The 26,413-nt window shown below is 62.7% G+C and carries 27 protein-coding genes; 12 read left to right on the top strand and 15 right to left on the bottom strand.

What is annotated here, in order from left to right:
• The first annotated feature begins 2 nt into the window (after positions 1 to 2).
• On the top strand, positions 3 to 359 hold the full coding sequence (locus tag ACR65W_RS04175) for a copper-binding protein (protein WP_434498026.1): 357 nt from the start codon (positions 3 to 5) through the stop codon (positions 357 to 359).
• Here ACR65W_RS04175 and ACR65W_RS04170 read toward each other — a convergent pair.
• Both ACR65W_RS04170 and ACR65W_RS04165 read right to left on the bottom strand, forming a co-directional pair.
• Positions 356 to 1,423, bottom strand: coding sequence for a M14 family metallopeptidase (locus ACR65W_RS04170; RefSeq protein WP_434498025.1), 1,068 nt, complete (start codon positions 1,421 to 1,423; stop codon positions 356 to 358). The two genes, ACR65W_RS04175 and ACR65W_RS04170, sit on opposite strands and share 4 nt — an antisense overlap.
• A complete protein-coding gene (locus ACR65W_RS04165; RefSeq protein ID WP_434498024.1) occupies positions 1,420 to 2,820 on the bottom strand; it encodes a hypothetical protein in 1,401 nt (466 codons plus the stop codon). The genes ACR65W_RS04170 and ACR65W_RS04165 overlap by 4 nt, the downstream gene beginning before the upstream one ends.
• Positions 2,821 to 3,034: 214 nt before the next feature.
• Here ACR65W_RS04165 and ACR65W_RS04160 point away from each other — a divergent pair, with 214 nt between their 5' ends.
• Positions 3,035 to 3,901, top strand: a complete 867-nt coding sequence (locus ACR65W_RS04160; protein ID WP_434498023.1) for a D-amino-acid transaminase — start codon at positions 3,035 to 3,037, stop codon at positions 3,899 to 3,901.
• Here ACR65W_RS04160 and ACR65W_RS04155 read toward each other — a convergent pair.
• Entirely contained in the window at positions 3,898 to 4,563 is a 666-nt protein-coding gene (locus ACR65W_RS04155) for a DUF6629 family protein (protein ID WP_434498022.1), read from the bottom strand. The two genes, ACR65W_RS04160 and ACR65W_RS04155, sit on opposite strands and share 4 nt — an antisense overlap.
• Before the next feature lie 154 nt (positions 4,564 to 4,717).
• Here ACR65W_RS04155 and ACR65W_RS04150 point away from each other — a divergent pair, with 154 nt between their 5' ends.
• On the top strand, positions 4,718 to 4,891 hold the full coding sequence (locus ACR65W_RS04150) for a DUF1328 domain-containing protein (RefSeq protein WP_123175971.1): 174 nt from the start codon (positions 4,718 to 4,720) through the stop codon (positions 4,889 to 4,891).
• 64 nt (positions 4,892 to 4,955) lie between these two features.
• On the opposite strand, the gene ACR65W_RS04145 is transcribed toward ACR65W_RS04150, so the two are convergent.
• The 3 genes from ACR65W_RS04145 to ACR65W_RS04135 form a co-directional block, all read right to left on the bottom strand.
• Positions 4,956 to 6,989: an NAD(+) synthase gene (locus ACR65W_RS04145; protein ID WP_434498021.1), complete on the bottom strand. Its 2,034-nt coding sequence runs from the start codon at positions 6,987 to 6,989 to the stop codon at positions 4,956 to 4,958.
• 145 nt (positions 6,990 to 7,134) lie between these two features.
• On the bottom strand, positions 7,135 to 7,515 hold the full coding sequence (locus ACR65W_RS04140; protein WP_434498020.1) for a type II toxin-antitoxin system death-on-curing family toxin: 381 nt from the start codon (positions 7,513 to 7,515) through the stop codon (positions 7,135 to 7,137).
• Complete coding sequence (locus ACR65W_RS04135) at positions 7,512 to 7,730, bottom strand: hypothetical protein (RefSeq protein ID WP_154453624.1); 219 nt, start codon at positions 7,728 to 7,730, stop codon at positions 7,512 to 7,514. The genes ACR65W_RS04140 and ACR65W_RS04135 overlap by 4 nt, the downstream gene beginning before the upstream one ends.
• Positions 7,731 to 7,945: 215 nt before the next feature.
• Here ACR65W_RS04135 and ACR65W_RS04130 point away from each other — a divergent pair, with 215 nt between their 5' ends.
• Positions 7,946 to 8,329: a nuclear transport factor 2 family protein gene (locus ACR65W_RS04130; RefSeq protein ID WP_434498019.1), complete on the top strand. Its 384-nt coding sequence runs from the start codon at positions 7,946 to 7,948 to the stop codon at positions 8,327 to 8,329.
• Between the two features lie 79 nt (positions 8,330 to 8,408).
• Here ACR65W_RS04130 and ACR65W_RS04125 read toward each other — a convergent pair whose 3' ends face one another.
• On the bottom strand, positions 8,409 to 10,589 hold the full coding sequence (locus ACR65W_RS04125; protein ID WP_434502349.1) for a sodium-translocating pyrophosphatase: 2,181 nt from the start codon (positions 10,587 to 10,589) through the stop codon (positions 8,409 to 8,411).
• Between the two features lie 344 nt (positions 10,590 to 10,933).
• Between ACR65W_RS04125 and ACR65W_RS04120 the strand changes: the two genes are divergently transcribed.
• Positions 10,934 to 11,584: a hypothetical protein gene (locus tag ACR65W_RS04120; RefSeq protein ID WP_434500006.1), complete on the top strand. Its 651-nt coding sequence runs from the start codon at positions 10,934 to 10,936 to the stop codon at positions 11,582 to 11,584.
• A gap of 107 nt (positions 11,585 to 11,691) precedes the next feature.
• Complete coding sequence (locus ACR65W_RS04115) at positions 11,692 to 13,206, top strand: tyrosinase family protein (RefSeq protein ID WP_434500005.1); 1,515 nt, start codon at positions 11,692 to 11,694, stop codon at positions 13,204 to 13,206.
• 160 nt (positions 13,207 to 13,366) lie between these two features.
• Here the strand turns inward: ACR65W_RS04115 and thiL are convergent, their stop codons facing one another.
• The 7 genes from thiL to glyA all read right to left on the bottom strand — a co-directional run bounded on the left by thiL (position 13,367) and on the right by glyA (position 19,403).
• The gene (gene thiL, locus ACR65W_RS04110; protein WP_434500004.1) at positions 13,367 to 14,338 is read right to left on the bottom strand and encodes a thiamine-phosphate kinase; all 972 of its coding nucleotides are present in this window, start codon (positions 14,336 to 14,338) and stop codon (positions 13,367 to 13,369) included.
• A 143-nt stretch (positions 14,339 to 14,481) separates the two neighbouring features.
• Positions 14,482 to 14,934: a transcription antitermination factor NusB gene (gene nusB / locus ACR65W_RS04105; RefSeq protein ID WP_018408555.1), complete on the bottom strand. Its 453-nt coding sequence runs from the start codon at positions 14,932 to 14,934 to the stop codon at positions 14,482 to 14,484.
• Positions 14,931 to 15,413: a 6,7-dimethyl-8-ribityllumazine synthase gene (gene ribH / locus ACR65W_RS04100; RefSeq protein ID WP_434498016.1), complete on the bottom strand. Its 483-nt coding sequence runs from the start codon at positions 15,411 to 15,413 to the stop codon at positions 14,931 to 14,933. The genes nusB and ribH overlap by 4 nt, the downstream gene beginning before the upstream one ends.
• A 327-nt stretch (positions 15,414 to 15,740) precedes the next feature.
• Complete coding sequence (locus ACR65W_RS04095) at positions 15,741 to 16,343, bottom strand: riboflavin synthase (protein WP_434498015.1); 603 nt, start codon at positions 16,341 to 16,343, stop codon at positions 15,741 to 15,743.
• Positions 16,343 to 17,473 (bottom strand): bifunctional diaminohydroxyphosphoribosylaminopyrimidine deaminase/5-amino-6-(5-phosphoribosylamino)uracil reductase RibD, encoded by a 1,131-nt coding sequence (ribD, locus tag ACR65W_RS04090; protein ID WP_434498014.1) that lies wholly within the window; start codon positions 17,471 to 17,473, stop codon positions 16,343 to 16,345. The genes ACR65W_RS04095 and ribD overlap by 1 nt, the downstream gene beginning before the upstream one ends.
• Positions 17,470 to 17,967 carry a transcriptional regulator NrdR gene (gene nrdR / locus ACR65W_RS04085; protein WP_434498013.1) on the bottom strand — a complete coding sequence of 166 codons (498 nt, stop codon included), beginning with the start codon at positions 17,965 to 17,967 and terminating at the stop codon, positions 17,470 to 17,472. The genes ribD and nrdR overlap by 4 nt, the downstream gene beginning before the upstream one ends.
• 161 nt (positions 17,968 to 18,128) lie before the next feature.
• Positions 18,129 to 19,403, bottom strand: a complete 1,275-nt coding sequence (gene glyA, locus ACR65W_RS04080) for a serine hydroxymethyltransferase (protein ID WP_434498012.1) — start codon at positions 19,401 to 19,403, stop codon at positions 18,129 to 18,131.
• Between the two features lie 408 nt (positions 19,404 to 19,811).
• Here glyA and ACR65W_RS04075 point away from each other — a divergent pair, with 408 nt between their 5' ends.
• From ACR65W_RS04075 to ACR65W_RS04060, 4 genes are all read left to right on the top strand, one after another.
• The gene (locus ACR65W_RS04075) at positions 19,812 to 20,420 is read left to right on the top strand and encodes a hypothetical protein (protein WP_434498011.1); all 609 of its coding nucleotides are present in this window, start codon (positions 19,812 to 19,814) and stop codon (positions 20,418 to 20,420) included.
• Positions 20,421 to 20,430: 10 nt separating this feature from the next.
• Positions 20,431 to 21,078, top strand: a complete 648-nt coding sequence (locus tag ACR65W_RS04070; RefSeq protein ID WP_434498010.1) for a TetR/AcrR family transcriptional regulator — start codon at positions 20,431 to 20,433, stop codon at positions 21,076 to 21,078.
• A gap of 114 nt (positions 21,079 to 21,192) precedes the next feature.
• Positions 21,193 to 22,026 (top strand): intradiol ring-cleavage dioxygenase, encoded by an 834-nt coding sequence (locus ACR65W_RS04065; RefSeq protein WP_434498009.1) that lies wholly within the window; start codon positions 21,193 to 21,195, stop codon positions 22,024 to 22,026.
• 46 nt (positions 22,027 to 22,072) lie between these two features.
• A complete protein-coding gene (locus ACR65W_RS04060) occupies positions 22,073 to 22,216 on the top strand; it encodes a hypothetical protein (RefSeq protein WP_434498008.1) in 144 nt (47 codons plus the stop codon).
• Between the two features lie 33 nt (positions 22,217 to 22,249).
• On the opposite strand, the gene ACR65W_RS04055 is transcribed toward ACR65W_RS04060, so the two are convergent.
• A complete protein-coding gene (locus ACR65W_RS04055; RefSeq protein WP_434498007.1) occupies positions 22,250 to 23,830 on the bottom strand; it encodes a peptide chain release factor 3 in 1,581 nt (526 codons plus the stop codon).
• Positions 23,831 to 24,056: 226 nt separating this feature from the next.
• On the opposite strand from ACR65W_RS04055, the gene ACR65W_RS04050 reads away from it, so the two are divergent.
• Positions 24,057 to 25,865: a family 1 glycosylhydrolase gene (locus tag ACR65W_RS04050; protein ID WP_434498006.1), complete on the top strand. Its 1,809-nt coding sequence runs from the start codon at positions 24,057 to 24,059 to the stop codon at positions 25,863 to 25,865.
• On the top strand, positions 25,858 to 26,397 hold the full coding sequence (locus tag ACR65W_RS04045) for a hypothetical protein (protein WP_434498005.1): 540 nt from the start codon (positions 25,858 to 25,860) through the stop codon (positions 26,395 to 26,397). The genes ACR65W_RS04050 and ACR65W_RS04045 overlap by 8 nt, the downstream gene beginning before the upstream one ends.
• The last annotated feature ends 16 nt before the right edge of the window (positions 26,398 to 26,413 follow it).

Here is a 26,413-nt window from a genome sequence, read left to right as displayed (position 1 = left end):
CGATGAAGACGCGATTTGCGCGCCTCGCGGTGTGCGCCGCCATCTCTATCGGGATTGGCGGCGCGGCGGTCCAAGGCGCGCCGCGCTACACTGTCGCCGAGGCGACGGAACAGACCGAGAAGACGACGGGGCAAGGCGAGGGCGTCGTCCGGGCGGTCGACGCGGACGAGCGACGGATCATGATCACGCATGGTCCGGTCTCGGGTCCCTTGGAAATGTCGCCCATGACAATGGCGTTTCGCGTCGCGCCGAACGTCGACCTCTCCAGCCTGTCGAAAGGCATGAAGATCAAATTCACGATCAGTCGCGACGCGAAAGGCCTCTATGTCATTGAGGACGTGCGGCCGGAGAAACCCTAATGCGCGCTCGCGTCCGTGCGGCTATATCCCAGTCCGTCCATGCCGATGCGGTGCATCAGATAGCATAGACAATCCTGCTGCACGGCGCGGGGGTCAACTGTCAGCATGGCCGGAATGGCGGGGCGCGCGAGCCTGATTTGGCCACCCGCATAATCGAAATAGTTGATCGGCTGCGTGTCGAACCCCTCGCCGGAGAGGACTTCGAGGCGCGCGTCATCATGACCCAACGCGCCGAAAGAGGCGCCAGCGCCCAGCTCACTGAAATTGAGATGGTCGATATCGGGGCGGAAGACAAAATCCGCCGGCGTTCCGTCGAAGGAAAAGCTTGCGCCGGCAGGCGGCTTCACGATGGCGCATGTGCGCAGCAATTCGATGTCCTGCGGGGCCGGCGCGTGGTCGGGAAGCTCTGCGATCGAGAGGCAGGCGTCGAGCAATTCGACGGCATGCGCCACGCCTGCATCGGCGCCCGACTTGCCGCATTCGACCGTGATCGCCGGACATAGTTCGGCGAAGGCCGCTGCGCTAGTGCCGCGCGGGCGCTGAAAATGCACGACAATGCGGGAGAAAAGCTGCGCAAGCGCGACATATTTCGGCTCAAGCTTGGTGATGCAGCTGTAGTGAGGATTGAAACCGGTGTTGTTGTGGATGTCGACGGCGGCGAAAGCTCTGCGCTTCTCGACGTATTCGTAAATCCAGCGCGCCATATGCGCGAGCGGATCATCGGGAAAAGCCGTCCCGCGCCACACCCGGTTGAAGTCGCGCTGGTTGGGTAGCGTGCGCATATTCGCCGCCGCGGCGTCGACATTGCCGATGAACAGAATGAGCGACCGATTGAGACCGCGCGCGGCGTGACGGCGCAGAATCTCCTGCACGGCGGCGAGCCCGCTCGTCTCATTTCCGTGCAGCAGCGTAGACACGAACAGCGGTTGCGGGTCGCGGCCCGGAAGGTCGAACAGGGTCGGTCGGGGAAGGACGTCCTTCAGGCGATTGGCGGGACAGTCGAGAAATCCGTCGGGCAGCCGGTCGAGCAGGGCGCAGGGCGCGTCGGTCACTGTTCTCCTCACGTTTCCCACTGATGGACGGGCGCGCCGCTCCGCTGGCGCTCGCAATAGGCCGCCATCAGGCCATAAAGGTCCCCGCCGCGCGCCTCAAGGGCTTTTCGCTGCCAAGCCGCCCCGGTCTGCCGCGTCTGCACCCGAGCTTCGATGATATCGAGGAAATCGGCTTCGGCGACGCCCAGGTCGCGCAGCCCCGCCCTGGCGTCGGGAATGAGCCGTTCCAGCAGCAGACGATCGGCGGCGATCTGCCCTTCTCCCGGCCATTCGAGCTTGGCGTCGAGGCCAAAACGCGCCGCGGCGTAAAAGTTTCGTTTGGCGTCAGCGAAGCCGACGCCGCCGGCGCCGCAGTTCCCGCTCATCGCGATGGCGCGCGCGAGACCCAAATAAAGCGCGGCGTTCGCCATCATATCGATGAAGGTCGGTCCGGCGGGCAGAATGCGGTGTTCGACGCGCAGATGCGGCGCCCCGCTTTCGTCGAAGCCGATCAGCGGACGGTTCCAGCGCCAGATGACGCCATTATGCAACCGCAGGTGACGCATCGCCTCGGGCGGATCGTCATAGGCCATCGGAAGCAGCGAGTCATAGTCGCGCAAATTCTCCTCGAAGATTTCGATGAGAGAATCCGTCGCATAGCCTGAACCCATGCTGACCCTGGCCGGGCCTGGCACCTTCACCGCCTGTTCGAACAGCGGAATGCGCGTTTCCTCCCATAGCGCCTTGCCGAACAGGAAAGGCGCGTTGCCGCAGGCCGCCAGGATCGGCCCCGACGCCGCCACCGAGGCGTTGTAATAGAGATGCGCCAGATCGGCCGGGGCCTTGAGATGGATCTGAAACGAGGTCGTCGCAGCTTCGAGCATCACATCCTTGTGCTCGGACGCAAGCCGGTCGCGGCCGGCGATGTTGACGTGCAAGGGCTGTCCGCCGCGCAGACGAAGCACTTCCTTGTTGAGCGCATAGTAGCGGTTGAGCGGCGACATATTGGCGAGCGTCAGATCGGCGTCGCGGATCGTGGGCAGCGTGCCGATCATCACAAGATTGGCGTCGAGCTGATGGGCCACGTCGTTGCATTTCGCCCATAGATCCGTCAGCGAATTATGCGCCTGCGTCAGCGCATCGCCTTTGAGGCGGAAGGGCGCGCAATTCAACTCGACGTTAAAGCGCGACAGCTCCGGCACGACGAGCGGATGATTGAGGGTTTCCAGGAGATTTTGGTTGATCGAGGACGGCGCATAATTGTGGTCGACGATCCAGGTTTCGATTTCGAAGCCGACCATGTGGCCGTCACGCGAAAATTTGTCCTGTTCAAATAGGGCGCGGGCGAGATGCGTTTCCTGCGCGAGCCGGCCGGCAAAGCGCGCCTTGTCGGCGGGCGTGAAGCCCGTGGTCTTGATTTCTTCGCCCAAGTATCCCCCTTCCCGCCCGTAGGCGGAGTTTTCCGCTTCTCACGCGCGCCAGCGCAACGGCGTCCGCGACCGAGGTCGCGAGGGGCCCTCATGAGCGATCCGCCGCAGATGATTCTATTTAGGCATCCCCCGCCCTATCGATAGAGCCCGAAGCGTCGGCAGGACAAGCCGCGAGCGCTGCTGTAGATTGCGCTCCCCTCACCCGGAGCCGACCGTGTCTGATATCGCTTACGTGAACGGAGCTTACACCCCCATCGACGAGGCGCGCGTGTCGATTCTCGACCGCGGCTTCCTGTTCGCCGACGGCGTCTATGAGGTTGCGGCCGTCATCGGCGGAAGGCTGATCGATAATGAATCGCATCTTTCGCGCCTCGAGCGCTCTCTACGCGAACTGCGTATCGGAAGTCCCATTCCAGTGTCGCGCATCGCGGAAGTTGAAGCCGAACTCGTCGCAAGAAACGGTTTGAGCGAAGGCCTCGTCTATCTGCAGATCACCAGAGGCGCCGCCGCCGAACGCGAGTTCGGGTTTCCCGCGGAAGCGGCGCCGACCTTCGTCGCCTTCGCTCAGAAGAAAAACATCATCGCCTCGCCCGCCGCCGAAACCGGCGTGAAGGCGCTCACTGTTCCGGATCTGCGATGGGCGCGACGCGACATCAAGAGCGTCGCGCTTCTCGCGCAGGTTCTGGCGAAGCAAGCGGCGCTCGAGGCAGGTTGCCAGGAGGCTTGGATGGTCGATCAGGATGGTTTCGTGACCGAAGGCTCATCCTCGACCGCCTTCATCCTCACCCGCCAGGATGTGCTCGTGACGCGTCTAAACTCCTCCGCAGTTCTTCCGGGCTGCACACGGAGAGCCGTGCAGGTGATCGCGGAGCGGGAAGGGTTGACCGTCGAGGAGCGGAGTTTCTCGGTCGCCGAGGCCTATGACGCAAAGGAAGCCTTCCTCACGAGCGCCTCCAATCTCGTCCTGCCGGTCGTCTCGCTCGATGGCCGCCCCATCGGATCTGGCGCGCCGGGCGACACGAGTCGCCTGCTGCGCCGGCGCTACATCGAATGGGCGACGAACACGTCCCGGACCGACTAGCGCTGCATTTCCAGCTCATCGTAGTCAGAACTGCGCTCTTCTTCGATCGCGAAGGCAATGACAAAACTGAACACCGCCGCAGCGAGACACCACACGGAATACCAAGCCGGTCGATTTGCTGCGAGCGCCATGACAAACGTCAAGAACACCGCGACGCCGAAAATTTTGATCGCCCTGCGCTCGCTCAAGATGAGCGGCGCGACCGTCAACAAGAGATAGAGAAAGTCCGTCGCCAGCGGCGGGCGCTCGAACAACGGATCATAAGCGAGCGAGTGCCGATAGACCGACAGGTCGATGCCGTCGGCGCCGGCGAGTTTGGCGATAAGATAGGCGGCCAGGATAAAGCCTACGCCGCCCATGGTCCACCAAAGACGATTTCGCTCCGGATCCGATTCCGCATAAGCGGCGGCCGCTGGCGTCAGCACAGGCCACATCGCAAAGGCGATTAAGGTGTAGAGATAGCGGAAGGGCTGCCCGGCGACGGGATCGTTCCGCGTGAGCCACACCGCAGCCTCGACGAACTGATGCGCAGAAAACACCAGCGGGAATGCGGCGAACAGCAACATGCGCCGGTCGTGGCGCAGCGCTTTTGCAACCATGCCGTAGCCCGCCAACCCCAGGCCGAGCCCGGCCGTAATGCTTGCCTCAAGCGAATAGCACATAGCATTTCAGCCCAAATGGACGTTAACGCTTCGAACTACTTTAATTGCGGATTTCGCCTGCGTCGAGACCTGAGCAATAGCTGGGATGAGTTCGCGCCGGAACATGTATGGAGCAGACGCGTTCTAGGACGTGAGTTCACACGCGGAGGTCAAAATGGGCAACCTTCTGTATTGGGCCGTCGTGTTTCTGGTCGTCGCTCTCATCGCCGGCTTTCTGGGCTTTGGCGGCGTCGCCGGCGTCGCGGTGGATGGCGCGCGGATATTGTTCTGGCTGGCGCTGATTCTGCTGGTCGTGTCGGTCGTTCTCGGCCTGATCCGGCGCGCCTGAGCGGTCGTCGCTCGTCCGCTCGTTATGAGCCGGCCGCTTTTCGTGAGCGGCCGGCTTATCGGCGTCAGGGAATGTCGTCGAGCGAACTCAGCCACGCGTCCGCAACCGAATCCGATGGCGCGCGCCAATCGCCGCGCGGCGACAGCGATCCTCCCGAACTGACTTTCGGGCCATTGGGCAGCGCCGATCGCTTGAACTGGCTTCCCTCAAAGAATCGCTTCACGAAAACGCCGAGCCAATGTTTGATCGTCGAGAGGTCATAAGCGACCTTGTCCTCTTCGCCGACGCCTACAGGCCATGAGCCCGCGGCCGCATGCCGCCAGGCGCGCCAAGCGAGAAAGGCGATCTTCGCCGGCGTAAATCCATAGCGCGTCGCATAGTAAAGATTGAAATCCTGCAGCGCATATGGCCCGACCGTTTCCTCGGTCCGCTGTCTCGCTTCGCCGGGCACAAGCTCGGGGGAGATTTCCGTCGCGAGAACGTCCTCAAGCACCGCCGCCGTTTCCGCGCCAAATCGCGCGTCTCGAGCGCACCAGCGGATGAGGTGCTGAATCAGCGTCTTGGGGACAGAGGCGTTGACGTTGTAATGCGACATCTGATCGCCAACGCCATAGGTGGACCAACCGAGGGCGAGCTCGGACAGGTCGCCAGTGCCAATGACGAGCGCCCCATGGCGATTGGCAAGACGAAACAGCAGCGACGTGCGCGCGCCCGCCTGCACATTCTCGTAAGTCGTGTCGTAAACCGCCTCTCCGCGCGCAGCCGGGTGATCGATGTCGGCGAGCATTTGCTTGCAAGCCGCGGTGACGTCGATTTCTTGCGCGGTGACGCCGAGCGCGCGCATCAGCCGCCAGGCGTTGGCCTTGGTGCTTTCGCTCGTGGCGAAGGCCGGCAGCGTGAAGCCGAGCACATTTTCGCGCGGCAGACCGAGCGCATCCATCGCCGTCACCGCGACCAACAGCGCCTGAGTAGAGTCGAGTCCGCCAGAGACGCCGATCACCGCCTTTTTGATTTTCGTGGCGCGCAGCCGTTGTTCGAGGCCGTGCGATTGTATGTTGAACGCCTCGAAACAAAGCTCGGCGAGCCGCGTTTCATCCGCCGGGACAAAGGGAAAGCGTCCGACCTCACGCAGAAACCCAAGATCGCGGTCGCAAGACGCGGCGAGTTCGAAGGCTATGCGACGATAATGCGTCGCGCCCTGCTCCACGTCGGCGCAGGCGCCGAATGTCCCCTGCCGCATCCGTTCGGCGAGAAGACGACCGATGTCGACATCGGCGAGAGCCAGCTGCGGTTCGTCGGAAAAGCGCGGCGCCTTGGCGAGAACCTCGCCCTTCTCGCAGATCAGCGCTTCTCCGTCCCAAGCGAGGTCCGTCGTCGATTCGCCCTGCCCCGCCGCCGAATAGAGATAGGCCGAAAGGCAACGCGCCGAATGCGCGCTGCATAGCGTCTCGCGATAGTCGGATTTGCCGACGATCGCATTCGACGCCGAGAGATTGAGCAGCACGGTCGCCCCCGCCAGCGCGGCGCGCGCCGAAGGGGGAATGGGAACCCATACGTCCTCGCAGATCTCGGTGTGGATCACCAGTCCGGGAAAATCCGTCGCTTCAAGAAGCGTATCGGAGCCGAACGGCGCGGTTTGTCCGGCGACCTTGATGTCCTCGCCGGAGATGAATGCGCCCGAGGCGAAATGGCGCTGTTCGTAAAACTCGCGATAGTTCGGCAGATAGACCTTGGGCGTCACGGCGAGCACGCGGCCGCGCAGGATCGCTACGGCGCAGTTGTAGAGACGGCCTCTGTGGCGCAGCGGCGCGCCGACGACGATCAGCGGATGAATGCCGCAAGAAGCCTCGACGAGTTCGACGAGCGCTGCCTCGACGGCGTTGAGCAGCGCCTCCTGCTGCAAGAGATCGTCGATCGCATAAGAGGAGATCCCCAACTCGGGAAACAGCACGAGCGAAGCGCCGTGCTTGTCAGCTTCTTGGGCCAATTCGATCGTCCGACCGACGTTGAAAGCCGGATCGGCGACCCGCACATTCGGCGTTGCGACGGCGACTCGGACGAAGCCATGCGTGTGCAGACAATAGAAAGGATGGGTCATGTCGTCCGCCTGCGCCGCCCAAGCTGCAACGGGGGCGCTCGTCGGCCGCGATAATGCAAGACGCCCGCGGGAAAGTCACATGGCGCGGACTGGCCCGCGCCAGTCGTCGAGAGGCGCAGGTGGTTCAGACGTAAGCTGAATGCTTTCATCGGCAGTTCTGGCGCAACCACGCCTCCAACGTCTCGAAGCGAAACGCGTCTTTCTCGTAGAGCGCAGAAGCGAAGGTCCACGCTTCGTCCGCATTCGCCGTAAGTGAAATTCCATTGACGGTGAGAAAGGCGAACATCGCTGCGAAGGCGACACGCTTGTTGCCGTCGACGAAAGCGTGGTTCTGTGAAAGACTTTCCCACAACGCAGCCGCTTGCGCGATCTCGTCGGCGTAATAGCCCGTTTGCGGGCGAAACAACGCCGCTTCGAGCTGACCAAGATCGCGCCCGCCCGCCGCGCCGCCGTATCGTTCGATCAGGTCACTGTGAATGGCGAGTATCTCGGCGACTGTCAGATAGTCGGTTCGCCTGCCGCTCACTTGGCGAGTTTTTCGTAAAGCCCGCCATAGCGCGACACGCTCGAACGATAGGCGTCCATGACGTGACGCCGCGGCTTTGCCTTGCTGCGTTCCTCGACATGCGCGCGCAGCGCGTCCTCGATGACGGACTGAAGCTGCCGCCCCTCATCCTTTGCGATCTTGCGGATCTCGGCGAGCAGATCCTTATCGACCTGAGTGGCGAATTTTTCGCGCATGGCGGCCGTCGTCTTCCTGCAGACTGAAATATCTATCTTGTTTCATCAAGAACCGTCAAGATACGTCAGTGGATCGGTTGGAATTCCAGCAAGGACGGAAAGCGAAAGCTCCGCTCTGCAATCGGCCGAAACATTCCATTCAGACAGGAGGGTTAACGACCCGTCCGTTTTGTAGAGCAGTCAATCTATGATGGTGCCTGGCGATGGAGACCGGAATGGACGCGGAAGCCCTCTGCAAAAGCTACTTGAACGCGCTGGACCGGAGCGATCTATCCGCCGTGTGCAGCCTTTTCACCGCCGACGCTGTTGCTCACTCTCCGCTTTATGGCGTCCGACCCGCCAGGGAGTTCTATGCCGAGCTGTTTGCAGGCACGAGCCGTTCCGAAACCACGCTCCTGAACATCTTCGACAGCTCCGCCAGCGGGTCTGCGGTGGCGCTTCATTTTCGCTATGTCTGGACATTGAAGAGCGGCAGGGCGGCCACCTTCGAATGCGTAGATGTTTTCGAGCTTTCGGAGGACAGAAATCAGTTCACGAAAATCGTGATCATTTACGACACGGCGCATCTTCGGGCGGATTTTGAGACATCCCGGAGGTGAATGAAGGGGAGAGCGGACCTTTCCCAAAGCAAAAGGGCGGGGTCTCCCCCGCCCTCTCAAAATTGCCTTGCGCGACGCCTCAGTGCGCCAGGATCGCCAGCATCAGCAGCGCGACGATATTGGTGATCTTGATCGCCGGATTCACGGCGGGGCCGGCGGTGTCCTTATAGGGGTCGCCGACCGTGTCGCCGGTCACCGCCGCCTTGTGGGCCTCCGAACCCTTCTCATGCTTCACGCCGTCCTTGTCGATGAAGCCGTCTTCGAAGGATTTCTTGGCGTTGTCCCAGGCGCCGCCGCCCGAGGTCATCGAAATGGCGACGAAGAGCCCGTTGACGATAACGCCCAGCAGCAACGCGCCCAGCGCCGCGAAGGCGTTGGCCTTGCCGCCAAGGATCCAGGCGATGACGAAGGCGACGATCGGCGCCAGCACCGGCAGCAGCGAGGGCACGATCATTTCCCTGATCGCCGCCTGCGTCAGCATATCGACGGCGCGGCCGTAATCCGGCCGGTCCGTGCCCGCCATGATGCCGGGCTTTTCCTTAAACTGGCGGCGCACCTCGACCACCACCGAGCCCGCCGCGCGCCCCACCGCCGTCATGGCGATGCCGCCGAAGAGATAGGGAATGAGGCCGCCAAAGATGAGGCCCGCGACGACATAGGGATTGGAGAGCTCAAAGTCGATCTTCCCCAGCCCTTTGAAAAACGGCACGTCGGTGTCGATGAAATGCTTCAGATCGTTCGTATAGGCGGCGAAGAGCACCAGCGCGCCGAGGCCCGCCGAGCCGATGGCGTAGCCCTTGGTCACGGCCTTCGTCGTATTGCCCACGGCGTCGAGCGCGTCGGTGTTGCGACGCACCTCCTTCGGCAGACCCGCCATTTCGGCAATGCCGCCGGCGTTGTCGGTGACGGGGCCGAAGGCGTCGAGGGCCACGACCATGCCGGCGAGGCCGAGCATCGTCGTCACCGCGATCGCCGTGCCATAGAGCCCGCCAAGCTCATAGGTGAGGATGATGCCGAGAACGATGACGAGCGCCGGCGCCGCTGTCGATTCAAGCGACACGGCGAGGCCCTGGATGACGTTGGTGCCATGTCCGGTCACCGACGCCTGCGCGATGGAAACCACCGGACGCTTGCCTGTGGCGGTGTAATATTCGGTAATGTAGACGATGGCGCCGGTGACGATCAGGCCCAGCACCCCGGAGAGGAACAGGCCGTAGCCGTGGATAGCTTCGCCATTCGCCCTGCCGATTTCGCCCCAGCCGACGGTAAAGGTCGTCGCCAGAAAGAGCCCTCCGACCGACAGCACGCCCGCGGCGATGAGGCCTTTGTAAAGCGCGCCCATGATGGAATCGTCGATGCCGAGCTTCTTGAAATAGGGCGCGGCGAATTTGCCCCATTCCGTGTCGTCGTCGCCCATTTTCACGAAATAAGTGCCGGCGATCGAAGTGAGAATCGAAAGGCCGCCGATCGCGAGCGGATAGATCATCGCCGACGACAGGCCTTCCTGACCGGCGAAAAAGATCGAGGCGAGCACCATGGTGGCGACGACCGTCACCGCATAGGTCTCGAAGAGGTCGGCCGCCATGCCGGCGCAATCGCCGACATTGTCGCCGACGTTGTCGGCGATCGTGGCGGGATTGCGTGGGTCGTCCTCGGGAATGCCGGCCTCGACCTTGCCGACGAGGTCGGCGCCGACGTCAGCGCCCTTGGTGAAGATGCCGCCGCCGAGGCGGGCGAAAATCGAGATCAGCGATCCGCCGAAGCCGAGCGCCACCAGCGCATCGACGACCGTGCGATCGGAGGGCGCATAGCCGGCGAACCAGGTCAGGATGGCGTAATAAACCGCCACGCCAAGCAGCGCGAGGCCGGCGACCAGAAGTCCGGTGACCGCGCCGGCCTTGAAGGCGATGTCGAGGCCGCCGGCAAGCGATTTCGTCGCCGCCTGCGCGGTGCGCACATTGGCGCGCACCGAGACGTTCATGCCGATATAGCCGGCCGCGCCAGAGAGCACCGCGCCAAGCATGAATCCGAAGGCGACAGCCCAGCCGAGCAGAATGACGAGAATGACGAAAATCACGCCGCCAACCATGGCGATGGTCTTGTATTGGCGGTTGAGATAGGCCTGCGCGCCTTCGGCGACCGCGCCCGAAATCTCCTGCATCCGCGCCGACCCCGGATCTGCCGCCAGCAATTCCTGAGACGTCTTGACGCCGTAGACGATAGACATCAATCCGAAGACGATGGTTAGAAACAGAACCATTTTGGCTTCGCCTTTTCGTTCTTCGACCCCGAATTGGCCGAATTGGTCGCGTCGCCGCGAACGGAGTCGCGCAACAAAAAAAGGAGCAGCGGCCCCGCCGAGCGAATCGGGCGGGGACAGCAGCTTTCCGGCGGGCTTTCTGCCAGAAACGTGGCCGCACGGCAATGCTGCGCGCAGAAGCCAGGAAAATCCGGATAAGGAGTTCCTCCCAATTTCCGGGGGGCGCCGCCGCCCCGCCTTCTAAAATTTCGCAGCGCGCCTAGTTAAATTCTTTGCAACCGGCCGGAAGGCCCCGAAGGGCCCCAAGCAGCGCTGATCGCGAGCGGCAGCACGATAAGGCGAAAATGGGCGACCGGAGCGCACAGCGGGCACATTCCAGCATCGGCGTGACGATCATGGTCATCGCCGCGCTCGCCGCAGTTTCGCAGCGCGCTCACTCATGCGAAGCGGAGAATCTAGGCGTCCCCGGCTCCGAGAAACCGCCTGAAGCCAAAAAAAACGTCATGACGCTTGCAGATCAAACATTTGGGGAGACAATTGCCTGCTCGGGCCACGCCGACGGCGGAATAACGCTCGGCGAACAACCCCAGCGCATCATCCTCACGCCTGCGACCAGCCTGCTCGCCTCGCCGAGGACGTCTCTCGCTTCTCGCTTGCGCTCCCTTGCTTCGGACCATGCGATCTACATCGTTTTTGAAGGCCTCAGCGCGCAGACGCCTCCGGGGAATGTCTATAACGCTTTCTTCGATCTTGAGGAGGCAGTCGCGCCTCCGGATGCGTCTGATCCCCGCTACATGGGCACGTTGCAATTCTATGACGCGCCTGACGCGGCGGAACGGAAAAGCGCAAAGAGCGTTGCCTTCAACGTCACTAATCTCCTGCGCAAGTTACATGAATTGAACAAGGCCCAGATGAGCGTCACGTTGGTTCCCGTGGGAAGTCTTGCGGAGGGCGCCCGTCCGAGGATCGCCGAAATCAAACTTGTCATGAAATGAGGTTAAAATATTTCCCTGATCGCGCTGCTTGCCTCATCGAGGAAATTCTCTATCATAATCATATTGTTAAGTGATGTGGTTCAAAACTTTTATCGAGGAAGTTAAAAATGCCGAATTTCTCTCGCCGATTTGTTCTCGCCGCCGGCGCCGCTTCCGGATTATTCACGCCTGGCTGGCTTAAGGGAGCCGAGAAGGCCTATAGCGGATCCTACACGCGCTATAACGCCGCCAGTCCCGAAGGGCAAAAAATGCTCGCCAAATATGCGCGCGCCGTCGCGCTCATGAGCGACGCGACAAACTATCCCTTTGGCGATCCGCGTTCGTGGTCTTTTCAGTTTCACACGCATTGGCTACCGCCGGGTCCAAGCGGGAACTATGCTCTGTCGAGCCAGCAGAAGGCTGAAATGATCAAGCAAGTTCCCGCCAAATTCCGGCCGATCGCTCAAGCGATGTGGAATGACTGCCAAGCCCATAGCAGTAATCCAGCCGATCCAACGGAGTTTCAGGAGACCTTTTTTTGCCCATGGCACCGTTGGTACCTGTATTATTTCGAACAAATCGTCAGATATGTACTCGGGGACGATGAGTTCTCGCTTCCTTATTGGAATTATCTCAGCGGCGACGTTAAAGACCTTTCCATCCCCGAACCCTTCCGCGACAGCGCGAGCCCGCTGTTCCGAGCCAACCGCAATCCCTGGGTGAACGCGGGCGAACGCATAGATAAGCAGAATCCCGGTTCACTGAGCCTCGACGCTCTCGGAGAACCAAGTTATATCGACCAGCCGAATGGCGGCATCGGCTTCTGTCCGCAGCTTGACGGCAATCCGCACGGCTTGGTGCATGTTTATGTTGGCACGTCCAAGAACATGGGTGCCGTGCCATTCGCCGCAAATGACCCGATCTTCTACTTGCATCACTGCAACATCGACCGCCTCTGGGAAAGCTGGAGTAGGGCTGCGGGCCACAACAATCCGACCTGGACCCGCAAGTTCGCGTTTGCCGACACAGAGGGCGATCAGGTTAATCCGGAGGCCTCAGGCGCAAGCCGCGTCACCATGCTCCACTATGAGTATGATAGCTATGTCGCCGCGCCGGCCGTCGCTGTGTCGGAGTCGGAGCTGCGCGCGGCGCAGGCGACGCCCCCCACCATAATGGCCAGAAGCACGCAAGAGATCACGCTCGGTCTCCAACCGACGCGCGTTACGTTGGCGCCGCAAAGGGCGTTGACCGAAACGGGTCCCGGCGCCCTCGCCACGCGCACCGAAAGATTGGCGCCGGGCCGGCAGCTTTATCTCGTAGCGAGCGCGATTACGGCGGATGTCGACCCAAATGTCACCTATAACGCCTTTCTTGATCTGCCGGAGGGGACGACTGCGGCGGCGGCGAACGATCCGCATTACCTCGGCACGGTGCAATTCTTCGGCGCCGTAGGACTCCCTGCTGGCCATGATGCGCAGGAGCATTCACATAAATTGGCGTTCAACGTCACTAAGACGGTGCGCAACCTTGGAGCGGCCAACGCCTTGCGCCCTTCCGAAAATGCGATCACCCTCATTCCCGCCGGAACGCCCGAGGAGGGCGCGAAGGCGAGAATTGGCGCGCTCGAACTGGTTGCACGTTGATCGAAGTCACGCATAGGCGAACCGCCGGACCCTCTCCCCGCTGCGGAGAGGGAAAAACGCTCGCTTTCCCCCTGCTCCACTGAGCCATGGCAGTCGAGTGAAGGATTTCCTTGTCCGGCGGAGCCCGCGTGGCGGACGACTCGAAGGATGAAGAAATCCATCAAAAATGACGATAAGACGGGCGTTGGAAACTCACGACCTGCCCGTACCGGTCACGAAACGCCGGCGACCCGTCGTAGGCGATCGCCTTGCCGATTGTGGTTACGCGCGCGCCCGCCGCGTGCGCGGTTTCTATGAAATTGGTTGAGTCGGGCGGGACGCATGCCAGAATTTCATAGTCGTCGCCGCCGGTTATCGCCGTTTCGAATAGGGCGGGATCAATCGCGATCGCCTCGTGCGCGGCGTCCGAGAACGGAATCAGCGGCAGATCGACGACGGCGCTGACGCCCGAGGCGCGGCAAAGTTTGGCGAGATCGCCGGCGAGGCCGTCGGAAATGTCCATCGCGGCGCTGGCGTTGGCGGCAAGCCACGGCGCGAGGTCGAGGCGCGGCTGTGGCAGCAGATAGCGCCCGATCAGATAGTCGCGCGCCACATCTGACAGTCGTCGCGCGAGCGCGGCGTCGCGCCGAACGACAAGACCCAACGCGGCGTCTCCGATCGGGCCCGAGACGAAGATGGCGTCTCCAGGCTTTGCGCCGGTGCGGGGCACGAAGCGCCGGGCGCGGCCGAGCGCCGTGATCGAAATGGTCAGCGGGCCGGGAGTCGCCCCTGTGTCGCCGCCGATGAGCGGCGCGCCATACGCGCGCGCATCCTCGGCGAGCCCAGCGGCGAAAGCGTGCAGCCAAGCATTGGTCCAGTCAGGGGGGAGCGCCAAGGCCAACAGAAAGCCGATCGGCTCGGCGCCCTTGGCCGCAAGGTCAGAGAGATTGACGCGCAGAGCTTTCTTGGCGACGAGCGACGGGTCGTCGTCCGCGAAAAAATGCACGCCTGCGACGACCATGTCGGTCGTGACGACGAGCTGCGCGCTTTCGGGCGCGAGAAGCGCCGCGTCGTCCTTGAGGCCAAGCGCCGCAGCGCCCGCGATCGGCGCGAAGACGCGGGCGATGATGTCATCTTCACTGTAGCGCGGCATGGCTTCGCCCTCGTGCTTCGAGACGCGAGCTTCGCTCGCTCCTCAGCATGAGGGCGAGGGACGCGCGCCGCCGGCTTCCTCATCCTGAGGAGCATGCGCAGCACGCGTCTCGAAGGACCAGGAAGCCGGCGGCTCTGTTCCTGTCAACTCAACTCCTCGGCGCGCTCCTCATGCGCGATCCTGTCGAGCACGGCGTTCACCATGCCTGACTCGGTCGGCCCGAAAAAGGCGCCGGCGACGTCGACATATTCCTTGATGACGACGCGCGCCGGAACATCCTTGCGCGAACGCAGTTCATAGACGCCGGCGCGCAAGGCGGCGCGCATGACGGACTCCAATCGTGACAGCGGCCAGCCGCCGGAAAGCGCGCGATCAATCTGCCGGTCGATCGCGACCTGGTCTGTCAGGACTCCCTGCAGCACGTCGCGAAAAAAGGCGGCGTCCGCCGGCTTATATTGCGCGCCCTCGATCTCGCGCCCGATCCAGTGAGATTCGAACTCGGCGAAAATCTCGTTGAGTCCTTTGCCGGCGACTTCCATTTGATAAAGCGCCTGCACGATCGCCAGACGCGACGCCGAGCGTTGATCGACGCTCATACGACGCCCCGTTTGAGACGCACGAGCGCGAGCGCCGCCCGCGCCGCGTCGGCGCCCTTGTCGCCCTGTTTCGGATCGGCGCGCACGATCGCCTGCGCCTCATTCTCCACAGTGAGCACGCCGTTGCCGAGCGGCAGGCGGCGCGAGACGGAAAGATTCATCAGCGCGCGCGTGCTTTCATTGGCGACGAGTTCGAAATGATAGGTCTCGCCGCGGATGACGCAGCCGAGCGCAACGACTCCATCATAGGGCGCGCCGGCAAGCTCGGCGTCATCCAGCGCGATCGCGGCCGCCGTGGCGATCTCCAGCGCGCCGGGGACTTCGATCACCGTCGCCTGCGCCTGCAGCGCGCGCAACGCGTCAAGCGCGCCGTCGCGCAGCATGGCGACTATATGAGCGTTGAACTTGGTGGTGACGACGAGAATGCGCGCGCCGGGAACGGGCGCAGAGTCAGCGTCGTCGGGTGCAAAACCAGCCATTCAGGCGACTCCATGAGTGCACGCAACCCTCTCCCGCCGGGAGAGGGTTGGGCTGCGAAGCAGCCAAGTGAGGGTTAGCGTTCTCAATTGCAAAGGTGCGGGACGCGCCGCCACAGCGAACGCCTTATCGCTGAGGCGTAAACCCCACACCGACTGGCCAAAAGCCCGTCGTTTACAACAGGCGTCCTTACAGACGCGCTTTGGCGGGGCTCCCCTCTCCATATGGGAGGGGAAATCCGCGAGCCGATTTCTCGGCGCGTTATGTCACACGAGCGGCGCTCTGTCAGCCGGCTTGGCCGTTATACACATTCTCGCGCCAAACGCAGGCTACCCCGCTTCGCTCAGCCGCGCCGCGTAGCGCGCCATCAGATCGACTTCGATATTGAGCGCATCCCCTGCCCTTCGCGCGCCGAGAGTCGTCACAGCCAAAGTATGCGGAATGAGCAGCACGGAAAAGCGATTCTCCTCGACCTCGTTCACCGTGAGCGAAACGCCGTCGAGCGCCACGGAGCCCTTCTTGGCGATGAAGCGCGACAGAGCACGCGGCGCCTCGACCCAGAATCTGGACATGTCGTCAAAGTCATCGCGCGAGATGATGCGCGCGACGCCGTCGACATGACCGGTAACGATATGGCCGCCAAGTTCATCGCCGATCTTCAACGCGCGTTCGAGATTGACGCGCGTTCCGCAGGCCCATGTTCCGACCGTGGTGACGGCGAGCGTCTCGGCGGCGGCGTCGATCTCGAAGATCGTTTGCGCGCCCTCGCGCGCGACGGCGACGACCGTCAGGCACACGCCCGAGCAGGCGATGGAGGCGCCCAGAGCGATGCCGTCGGGATCGTATGAGCAGGCGATGCGCAGGCGGCGCAGTTCGCCGCGCGGCGTCATCGCAACGACTTCGCCCACATCTGTAACGATGCCGGTGAACATCAGTCGACCCGCGCGTATCGGGTCATCGTGTCGGCGCCGAGCGCGCGCGTTTCGATCAGACGGTAGCGCGAATCGTCATCGAGCGCGGTGCGCGCCGCGGGGGTCAGCGCGGGACGACCGGCCCTCCCAAGCGGCTTGACGGCGGTGTGCAGGATGACCTCATCGGCAAGATCTGCGGCGAGCAGGCTTTCGGCGACGCGCGGTCCGCCTTCGCTGAAGACGCGGGTGATGCCGCGATCGGCGAGAAGTCTGAGCGCGCTCATTAGATCGATAACCCCTTCTCGCGTCGTGATGCGGACAACCTCAGCGCCAGTGGCGTCTTCAAACGCTTTGGCCGCTTCATCGGCGACCGCCGCTCCGGCGATCACGAGCAACGGCGTTTCGCGCGCGGTGGACGCCAGGCGCGAACGCGGCGACAGCGACAGCTTCTCGTCGAGCACGACGCGGAGCGGCTTATATTGTTGCATCCCCGGCAGGCGCACGGTCATCAGCGGATCGTCGTCGCGCGCCGTGCCGCCGCCGACCATGATCGCGTCATGCAGCGATCGTTGCACATGCGTAAAGGCGTCAGCGATAGGTCCGGTGATGTGCAGGCGCGGATCATGCGCGGCGCCAGCGGCGTAGCCGTCCGCCGTCTGCGCGAGCTTGAGCGTAATCATCGGGCGGCGACGGCTGACGCGCAGAATGTGCCCGAGATGATCGGCGCGCGCCGCCGCCGCGCCGGGACCGACCAGCACCTCAATTCCGGCGTTTCGCAGCCGCGCATGGCCGTCGCCCGAAACGCGCGGGTCGGGGTCCTCGAGGGCGGTGACGACGCGCGCGACGCCGCCGGTGATGATCGAGTCGACGCAAGGCGGCGTCGCCCCATGATGCGCGCAGGGCTCCAAAGTGACGTAAAGCGTTGCGCCGCGCGCGGCCTCGCCCGCCGCGGCCATGGCGATCGACTCCGCATGCGGGCGCCCGCCCGGCGCGGTCCAGCCGCGGGCGATAACGACGCCGTCGCGCACGAGGAGCGCCCCAACGGCCGGATTTGGCGCGGTGCGGCCCAAATTGCGCCGGCCGAGCGAAAGCGCCGCCGCCATATAGGCGTCGTCCGTCGCCGCTCCCGGAAAGGACTCGTGGATCGTCATGCCTTCTCTGGGTCGTCGACGTCCGGGGCAAAAGCCCCGTCGCCGCCGCTCTCCAATTCATCGATCACGGCGGAAAAATCGCTGACCTCGCGAAAGTCGCGATAGACCGAAGCAAAGCGCACAAAGGCGACGGCGTCGAGCGAGCGCAGACCTTCGATCACCAATTCGCCGATGCGCTGACTTTCCACCTCGACTTCGCCGAGACTCTCGAGCTGGCGCACGATGCCGGAAATCATCTGCTCGACGCGGTCCGCTTCAACCGGACGCTTGCGCAAGGCGATCTCAACCGAGCGGGTCAGCTTGTCGCGATCGAAGGGCGCCCGCCGACCCGATTTTTTCACGACGATGATTTCGCGCAGCTGCACGCGTTCAAATGTCGTGAAACGGCCGCCGCAGGTCGGGCAGACGCGGCGACGCCGAATGCAGGACGAGTCCTCGGCAGGACGGGAATCCTTCACCTGCGTGTCGACGGAGCCGCAATAGGGACAGCGCATGTTGGGCGCCTTTCCCCTCTCCCGCTTGCGGGAGAAGGTGGCCCCGCGAAGCGGGGACGGGTGAGGGCTATCACAACTGACGCGACGGAGAGAACCCTCATCCGTCGCGCCTTCGGCGTGGCGCCTTCTCCCGCAAGCGGGAGAAGGGAACGTCCACCTTTTTAATAGATCGGGAACTTCGCGGTCAGCGCGTGAACCTTTTCCTTCACCGCCGCTTCCGTCGCGGCGTTGCCTTCTTCGCCCTTCGAGGAGAGCCCGTCGAGCACCTCGACGATCATCTGCCCGACCTGTTTGAACTCGTCCTGGCCAAAGCCGCGCGAGGTCGCCGCCGGCGAGCCGAGACGAATGCCGGAGGTGACGAAGGGCTTTTCCGGATCGAAGGGAATGCCGTTCTTGTTGCAGGTGATGTGGGCGCGGCCCAGCGCGGCCTCGGCCGCCTTGCCGGTGATCTTCTTGGGGCGCAGATCGACGAGCATGAGATGGTTGTCGGTGCCGCCCGAGACGATCGCAAGACCGGCGTCGACGAGCGTCTGCGCCAGCGTTTGCGCATTGTCCTTGACCTGCTGCTGATAGGTCTTGAACTGCGGGGTCAGCGCCTCGCCGAACGCCACAGCCTTTCCGGCGATGACATGCATCAGCGGACCGCCCTGCAGGCCGGGGAAGACCGCCGAGTTGATCTTCTTGGCGATGGCCTCGTCGTTCGTCAGCACCATGCCGCCGCGCGGACCGCGCAGCGTCTTATGCGTGGTGGTGGTGACGACATGCGCATGCGGCAGCGGCGACGGATGAAGTCCCGCAGCGACCAGACCGGCGAAATGCGCCATGTCCACCATGAAATAGGCGCCGACGCTGTCGGCGATTTTGCGGAATCCTTCGAAGTCCCAGATGCGGGAATAGCCCGAGCCGCCCGCGATGATGAGCTTCGGCTTATGCTCCTTGGCGAGTTCGGCGAGCTGCTCCATGTCGATGCGCTGATCGTCCTTGCGCACAGTGTAGCTCACGGGCTTGAACCAGCGGCCGGAGACATTGACCGGCGACCCGTGCGTCAGGTGACCGCCGGCGGCGAGATCCAGCCCCATGAAGACGTCGCCCGGCTGAAGCAGCGCAAGGAACACCGCCTGATTGGCCTGCGAGCCGGAGTTGGGCTGCACATTGGCGAAACCGCAGTCAAACAGCTTCTTGGCGCGGTCGATCGCGAGATTTTCCGCGATGTCGACGAATTGGCAGCCGCCGTAATAGCGCTTTCCGGGATAGCCCTCGGCGTATTTGTTGGTGAGAACCGAGCCCTGGGCCTCCAGCACCGCCTTGGAGACAATGTTCTCCGAGGCAATCAGTTCGATCTCGTGCCTCTGGCGGCCGAGTTCGAGTTCGATCGCCTTCGCGATTTCCGGATCGGAAGCGCTGAGGGAGGCGGTGAAGAAACCGGATTGGCTCATTGGAATGGACCTCTATGCCTAACGGCGCTGAACGAAAACAAAAACCGGCTCCCGGTCTTAATCGGCGAAGCCGGTCCTTAGGACGCGCATCGTGAGACGCGTCGCTTATCACGGCGAAGCCGCGACGGGAAGAGCGGCAGATCGGCACGGACTGAGGCCATATCAAGTGTGGCTCCCGTTTTCGCCAGTCGCCTTTTTATGGAGGCGATCTTTCGCGCCAGCGCCAGCGAAATCCGCTTTTGCGGCGAGGCCGCGCTTCGCTCGCCAGCGTCTTCGTTTCCTCAAGCGCCAAAATGACGCATGTCGCCCTCGATCCGATCGGCGCAAAGCCGCGTCGCCGACTGCGCCATAATTTCGCTTCAAACGAGCGTTTGAATTTCAATCAGTCGTTTTAAACGGAGGTTCGTCGTGAGCGATCATCTGGAAACAAAATTTGCCGCGCTCAGCGCCAAGTCACGCAGGCTGCTCATCGACGCCGCGGTCTGTTTCGTCGCGACCTGGCTCATCGCTTTCCTGCCTCCGCAATGGAAGAATGTCGAAGCGCTGAAGGAAATCGCTTTCACGACCGACCCGGTGAGCGGCAAAATCATCGACCGGATCGATTCCGCGGAGTCGGAGCGCCCATCCTTGAAGTTGAAAAGCGCTTCGCCGGCTCCGGCGCTGTTCGCGGTCTATCCGCAGGTGCGCATCGCGGATTGGTCGAACGAAGCCGTCATCGAAAAGACGGAGACGATCCCTGTCAGGCCGACGAAAGTCGTCGCTCTGCGCAAGTCGTCTCCGGAAAAGAGAAACCCTGTCGAGTCGACGCCGCCGGCGCCCCCGACCTACAACGCCGAGCCGCCCGCCTCTCCCCAGACAATGGGCGAGAATGCGGAGCACCAGGAACGGAGTTTGTTGGCCAAGCTCGACCCGACAGGGCTCTCATCCAAATTGGCTCCGCTCGGCCGCAAGGCCTGGAATAGCGCGACGTCGCTCGGCGGCGCAGTGTCGAGCCTCGTCAACATATATCCGTTTTGAGGATGACGTTTTGAGTAATCTGGATCAGGCGCGCGTCGCGTCTCGCTCGACAGAGACGACGCGCGCCGCGCTCATCAAAGCGGCCACGTCGGTTTTCGCGGAATATGGGTATGACGGCGGCTCGGTGCGGCTCATCACCCAAAGGGCGATGGCCAACCAGGCGGCCGTCAATTACCACTTCGGCGGCAAGGACGGACTTTATCGCGAAGTGCTGATGGCTGCGACCAAGACCCTTGAGCAGAACAGTTTTCTGTGCCCGGAAGAACTGGACGCGCGTTCTCCCGAAGAGGCGCTGCGGCTCTATCTGCGTCAATTTCTGCTGCCGCTCGTCAAGCGCGATCGCGTCAGCAGGTATTTGCGCATTTTCGCTTGGGAAAGCGTGCGGCCGAGCGAAGTATTCAACGCCTTCATCGTGGCGTCGCCGCCGCGCATCTTTCACCTGGCGGAGCGCGTCGTGAAACGCTTCCTGCCCGAAGAGGCGCCCGCGGAAACCGTCACTTTCGCAACGCTGTGGCTCGCGCATCAACCGATGTTCTTCGTGCGCGACGCGGAGCGGCTGGCGCGCGCCCCATTCGCGCTGAAATTCGACGAATCGTCGCTCGAACGACTGGTCGACACACTGGCGAGCTTCAGTCTTCGCGGACTGGGAAACCTGTAGCTCGTTTCCGCGCGTCTTTTAATGATGAAGCCGCTCAAATTCTTGAATCGACACATTTTCTGACGCGAGGCCGCGTCCGCTTCGACGGAAAATGTCCAAACGACAGGCTCAGCCATGAATGACGGAAGAGGATGGCCGGATCGGCGCGACGTTCTGGCGATGGTCGCCGCTTTGACCGCCGGAGGAACGACGCGCGAGAGTTTCGCTCAGACGCCGACCGAGGACTCGGGACCTCCCCTGCTTGGGGCGCGGGCGTGCCTTCTGACTCCGGAAGCGGTGCAGGGCCCCTATTACTTCGATCCAAAACTGGTTCGCTTTGACATTCGCGAGAACAAGACGGGCGTTCCGATCATGTTGCGCCTTCAGATCGTCGATCAGGCGTGCCGGCCGATCGCCGGCGCGCGAGTCGACGTCTGGCATTGCGACGCGGCGGGCCTCTATTCGAACTATCAGGGACAGGGCGACGACCGCGCGCAACCCATCAGCACGAAAGGCGAAACCTTCCTGCGCGGCTCTCAGCTCGCGGACAACGCCGGCGTCGCGAGCTTCAAGTCCATCTATCCGGGCTGGTATCCAGGACGCACGCCGCATATCCACTTCAAGGCGTTTATTAACGACGCCAACGTATTGACTGGACAACTCTTCTTCCCGGACGCGCTGAGCGAATTCATCTATCGCGACATTCGTCCCTATTCGGAGCGGACGGCCAAGCGCGACACAATGAATAAGGATGATTTCATCGCGATTGGCGCCGGCCCTGGCTCCTTCGCGAGCGTCACCGAGGAAGACCAGCGCTACCTCGTCACGCTCGTCATTGGCGTCGACCCTGCCGCCCGATCGAAGGCGTCGGCGAGCAGACCCCCGGAAGGACTTGGGCCGCCGCCGTCCGGCGCGCCGCCTCTTCGCGACCCAAAACGCGTTTCGCCGCTCGTTCCGGGAATCGACTGACGCGCCCTGTCGAAGTTTCGCTGCCGTTGAGCAATCGAGGACCGAAATGCAGACGCTATGGTATAGCAGATATTATGAGGCTGTTCTGATCGAGGCTCAACGATATGTGGAGCTGACCCAGAATCTCTTCATCATTGCGATGACGATCGCGCTCGTCATCGCCCTCTGGGCGCTTGTCAAAGGCGCATAGGCTTTTCGCCTTTTGTGGATTTCAAGCGCCCCGTCAGGCGCCTTTCTGATAGTCCTTCACATCCGAAAATGTGATCGCCGGATTGCGCTCGGCGTCATAGTTGAGCTGGAACGCCGACGAACTCATGAACACCGGAGACCCGTCGAGATCTTCGGCGATGCTGGAGCCGTTCGAATCGATGAAGCTTTTCAGCTTCGATGGGTCGTCAGATGCGATCCAGCGGCAAATGGCGAAGCGCGGCTGTTCATAGCGCGTCTGCAATCCATATTCCCCCTCGAGCCGCGTCGCCAGCACGTCGAGCTGCAGCGCGCCGACGACGCCGACGATTGCGCCGGAGCCGTCATGCGGCGTGAAAACCTGCACGACGCCCTCTTCCGCAAGCTGCTGTAAGGCTTCACGCAGCTTCTTGGCCTTCATGGCGTCGCCGATGAGAATGCGGCGCAGGATTTCCGGCGCGAAGCTCGGCACGCCGCGAAAGACGATCTCTTCGCCCTCGGTCAGCGTGTCGCCGATGCGCAATTGCCCGTGATTGGGCAGGCCGACGACGTCGCCGGCGTATGCTTCGTCGGCGATCGAGCGGTCGCGCGCGAAGAAGAATTGCGGCGCATTGATCGGAATATTCTTGCCTGTGCGAATAAGTTTCGCCTTCATGCCGCGCGTGAGACGGCCCGAGCAGACGCGCATAAAGGCGATGCGATCGCGATGGTTGGGGTCCATATTCGCCTGGATCTTGAAGACGAAGCCGGTCATCTTCGGCTCCTTCGCCTCGACCAGTCGCTTGTCCGCCTCCTGCGCGCGCGGGCTCGGCGCATATTCCGCCATCGCGTCGATCAGATCGCGAACGCCGAAGTTGCGCAGCGCGCTGCCGAAGAAGACGGGCGTCAGATGGCCCTCGCGGAAGGCGGCAATGTCGAAAGGCTTGTTGCCTTCCTCGGCGAGCATCGCCTCCTCGCGCCATGCATCCGCGCCGTTCGGCAGGAGCGTGTCGAAGAGCGGATCATCGAGCCCGCTGGTTTGCAGCAGCTCGGCGTCCTCGTCGATCCGGCGCACAGTTTTCGTCGCGAATCGGTAGGTGCCGGCAAAGCTTCTGCCCGAACCGATTGGCCAGGTGATCGGCGTCGCGTCGAGCGCGAGAGTCTTCTCGATTTCGTCGATGAGATCGAAAGGATCGCGCGCCTCGCGATCGAGCTTGTTGATGAAGGTGACGATCGGAATGTCGCGCAGGCGGCAGACTTCAAAGAGCTTGCGCGTGCGCGCCTCGATGCCTTTGGCGGCGTCGATCACCATCACCGCGGCGTCGACGGCGGACAGCGTGCGGTAGGTGTCTTCCGAAAAGTCCTCGTGGCCTGGCGTATCCAAGAGATTGAAGACGCAACCGCCGTATTCGAAGGTCATCACCGAGGTGACGACCGAGATTCCGCGCTCGCGCTCGATGCTCATCCAGTCCGAGCGCGTCTGCTGGGCGTTGCGCTTGGCCTTCACCGCGCCGGCGAGCTGGATCGCGCCGCCGAAGAGCAGCAGCTTTTCGGTGAGCGTCGTTTTGCCGGCGTCGGGATGCGAGATGATCGCGAAAGTTCGCCGCCGCGAGACGGGGTCGTTGGTGGCGTTGTTCAAGGCCCTGGTCGTTTAAGAGGGAAATGCTGGAGACGACTTAGCGGCAAGCGCGTCCAGCCGCAATCCCGTAATTATTCAGCGCCGTGAGGCTCGGCTCGCACGCAGCTGAGCCGCCGCTGTGTCGGGGCGCGCAGCGCGCCGATCCTTCCGCAATACCGGAACCTCACGCGTCGCGCGGGGTTGCGCTCACGGGGCTAGCTCCAGATGTCAGCTCGAGGAGCAAAGCATGATCCGCCGAGTCGCATACGGTAAGGCGGTGTTGGCCGGCATGGCCGGAGCCGTCGCCTGGGAAATCGTCGCCAGGCTGCTGATCTTGGCGGGCGCGCCGGTTTTCGACATCGTCGGCACGCTTGGCGCTCTCGCGCAGCCTTACGCCAGCGGATGGGCGCCTTGGGCGGTGGGCATGGCGCTGCATCTCACGGTCGGTGCGATCTTCGCCGTCTTCTACGCCTATTTTTTTTGGTCCACCTTGCGCCTTCGGCCTATGTTTCAGGGCCTTCTATTTTCATTCATCCCTATGCTCCTGGCCATATTCATCATGCGCCCGCAGTTCGAGCTGATGAATCCCTTCCTCGTCAGCGGCGCGTTGCCCCATTCGGGTCTATTTGGGTTAGCGGGAGGCGTGAGCGGGCCGATCTCCATCGCGGCTGGGCATCTGATCTGGGGCGCGACGCTCGGTCTCATTTACGTGCGGCCCGTCGGCTATCCTGTCGAACGACGGCCAAACCTCGGATCCGAGCGTCGCCGTAGAACAACCCTTCCAGCGAAACTCCCCGATCCTCCTCCTGCAGACAGATTCATGTTCGCAACAGGCGTCGAATGCAGCTATCCGACTCTCGATCGCGGACGCTGGCGCATGGACGAGATGGCCGCCTGCAGTCACTATCGCTACTGGCGCAAAGATCTCGAGCTGGTCCGGCAGCTAGGCCTTCGCTATCTTCGCTATGGCCCGCCGCTTCATCTGACCAACCCACGCCGGGGCTGCTACGACTGGGCCTTTCTGGACGACGTCGCCGTCGAGATGCGGCGGCTGGGCGTCATTCCCATCATGGACCTATGCCACTTCGGACTGCCCTACTGGCTCGAAAATTTCCAAAATCCTGAGACGCCGCACGCGCTCGCGGATTACGCGCGCGCCTTCGCGAAGCGCTATGATTGGGTACGCTTCTATACGCCAATGAACGAGATGTATGTCTGCGCGAAGCTCAGCGCGCTTCTAGGATTGTGGAACGAGCAAGCGCAAGACGAGCGCGCCTTCGTCACCGCCGTTCGCCACCTCGCCAAGGCCAGCGTGCTCATGATGCGCGCCGTTGCGGCCGAGCGACCCGACGCGATCTTTGTGAACAGCGAAAGCGGCGAATTCTTCCAGTCGTGCTGTCCCGATCCGAGGCTTTGCAAGATCGCCGACTTCGAAAACCAGCGTCGTTTCCTCGCCCTCGACCTGCTTTACGCGCATCCGGTGCGCGAGGACATGCGCGACTATCTCTTTAAACACGGCATGCCGCCCGAGGAATACGCCTGGTTTATGCGACAGGACGTCGGCAAGCGCGCCATTCTTGGCGTCGACTATTACGAATGGAATGAGAAGCTCGTCGACTCCGATGGTCGCATTCAGGCGCTCGGCGAATTGTTCGGTTGGCATGTCATCGTCGATCAATATTACCAGCGCTATCGGCGGCCGATGATGCATACCGAGACCAACTGTCTGGACGCGCGCGAAGCTCCACGTTGGCTCTGGCGGCAGTGGCACAATGTGCAACTCATGCGCCGAAGCGGCGTCCCGATCGTCGGCTTCACCTGGTACTCGCTCACCGACCAGGTGGACTGGGACATCGCGCTTCGCGAGCCTCTTGGCAATGTCAATCCGGTTGGGCTTTTCGATCTCAACCGCGATCCTCGTCCTGTGGGACAGGCCTATCGCTATTTGATCAGTCTGTTCTCACAGGAGCTGAGCGAGGCGCCTCCGATCGAGACGGTCATCGACGACTGCCGCCAGCAGCGTGAACGCTCAAACGAGAGGCGGCGTCATGCTTAGCATGCTGCGTGCGCATGGACTGGACGCCGGCCCAACGCAGCGCCCGCTCTTGACCGGCTTTTTGACGAGCCTGCCCGCCGACGTTCCGGCTATCGCGACATTGCACGCCTTCGGCACGCTCGGCGCCTTGGCCGATGCGGCCAACATCTCAGCCGCTTCTGCGATCCTGGTCGTTGTCGCCTGTATGGCGCTTGGCGGCTTGCTCTACGGATCGCTCTTTCGGAGAGCCGCCAACGACCGGCGCGGGGGCTGGTTGTTTGGCTTGGCGTTCGGGTTCCTGTTGTGGATGTTGGGGCCAATACCTCTGCTGCAGTGGCTCCCGGAGCGGCCGATCCTGAGCGGATACCCGGCGATGGGGCTGCTGCTGGGGCAGTTGATTTGGGGCCTGACGCTCGGGGTCGCCTTTCCGCTCGTTCATCAGCGGCTCCTGGGTGGGCTCGAGGATGAACCGCCGCAGCGCTCAGAGTCGACTGGGCCACAAGCGGCCGCAGACCCGCATTTGAAGCGCAAGGCGCCCGAAGCAGAGCAATGAAGCGCTGAAGCGCAGG

This window comes from Methylocystis sp., from assembly GCF_051062815.1.
GTDB lineage: Bacteria > Pseudomonadota > Alphaproteobacteria > Rhizobiales > Beijerinckiaceae > Methylocystis.
This window is presented reverse-complemented; position numbering and strand designations above follow the sequence as displayed.

Bases quoted from the DNA above. Each gene is read 5' to 3' on its own strand.
- ribD (WP_434498014.1), bottom strand. From the start codon at position 17,473: ATGACGATCCACGAGTCCTTTCCGGGAGCGGCGACGGACGACGCCTAT.
- thiL (WP_434500004.1), bottom strand. From the start codon at position 14,338: ATGCCGCGCTACAGTGAAGATGACATCATCGCCCGCGTCTTCGCGCCG.
- ACR65W_RS04150 (WP_123175971.1), top strand. From the start codon at position 4,718: ATGGGCAACCTTCTGTATTGGGCCGTCGTGTTTCTGGTCGTCGCTCTC.
- ACR65W_RS04155 (WP_434498022.1), bottom strand. From the start codon at position 4,563: ATGTGCTATTCGCTTGAGGCAAGCATTACGGCCGGGCTCGGCCTGGGG.
- ACR65W_RS04130 (WP_434498019.1), top strand. From the start codon at position 7,946: ATGGACGCGGAAGCCCTCTGCAAAAGCTACTTGAACGCGCTGGACCGG.
- ACR65W_RS04050 (WP_434498006.1), top strand. From the start codon at position 24,057: ATGATCCGCCGAGTCGCATACGGTAAGGCGGTGTTGGCCGGCATGGCC.
- ACR65W_RS04065 (WP_434498009.1), top strand. From the start codon at position 21,193: ATGAATGACGGAAGAGGATGGCCGGATCGGCGCGACGTTCTGGCGATG.
- ACR65W_RS04145 (WP_434498021.1), bottom strand. From the start codon at position 6,989: ATGACCCATCCTTTCTATTGTCTGCACACGCATGGCTTCGTCCGAGTC.
- ribH (WP_434498016.1), bottom strand. From the start codon at position 15,413: ATGGCTGGTTTTGCACCCGACGACGCTGACTCTGCGCCCGTTCCCGGC.
- ACR65W_RS04135 (WP_154453624.1), bottom strand. From the start codon at position 7,730: ATGCGCGAAAAATTCGCCACTCAGGTCGATAAGGATCTGCTCGCCGAG.
- ACR65W_RS04175 (WP_434498026.1), top strand. From the start codon at position 3: ATGAAGACGCGATTTGCGCGCCTCGCGGTGTGCGCCGCCATCTCTATC.
- ACR65W_RS04120 (WP_434500006.1), top strand. From the start codon at position 10,934: ATGGGCGACCGGAGCGCACAGCGGGCACATTCCAGCATCGGCGTGACG.
- glyA (WP_434498012.1), bottom strand. From the start codon at position 19,403: ATGAGCCAATCCGGTTTCTTCACCGCCTCCCTCAGCGCTTCCGATCCG.
- nrdR (WP_434498013.1), bottom strand. From the start codon at position 17,967: ATGCGCTGTCCCTATTGCGGCTCCGTCGACACGCAGGTGAAGGATTCC.
- nusB (WP_018408555.1), bottom strand. From the start codon at position 14,934: ATGAGCGTCGATCAACGCTCGGCGTCGCGTCTGGCGATCGTGCAGGCG.
- ACR65W_RS04115 (WP_434500005.1), top strand. From the start codon at position 11,692: ATGCCGAATTTCTCTCGCCGATTTGTTCTCGCCGCCGGCGCCGCTTCC.
- ACR65W_RS04095 (WP_434498015.1), bottom strand. From the start codon at position 16,343: ATGTTCACCGGCATCGTTACAGATGTGGGCGAAGTCGTTGCGATGACG.
- ACR65W_RS04045 (WP_434498005.1), top strand. From the start codon at position 25,858: ATGCTTAGCATGCTGCGTGCGCATGGACTGGACGCCGGCCCAACGCAG.
- ACR65W_RS04060 (WP_434498008.1), top strand. From the start codon at position 22,073: ATGCAGACGCTATGGTATAGCAGATATTATGAGGCTGTTCTGATCGAG.
- ACR65W_RS04125 (WP_434502349.1), bottom strand. From the start codon at position 10,589: ATGGTTCTGTTTCTAACCATCGTCTTCGGATTGATGTCTATCGTCTAC.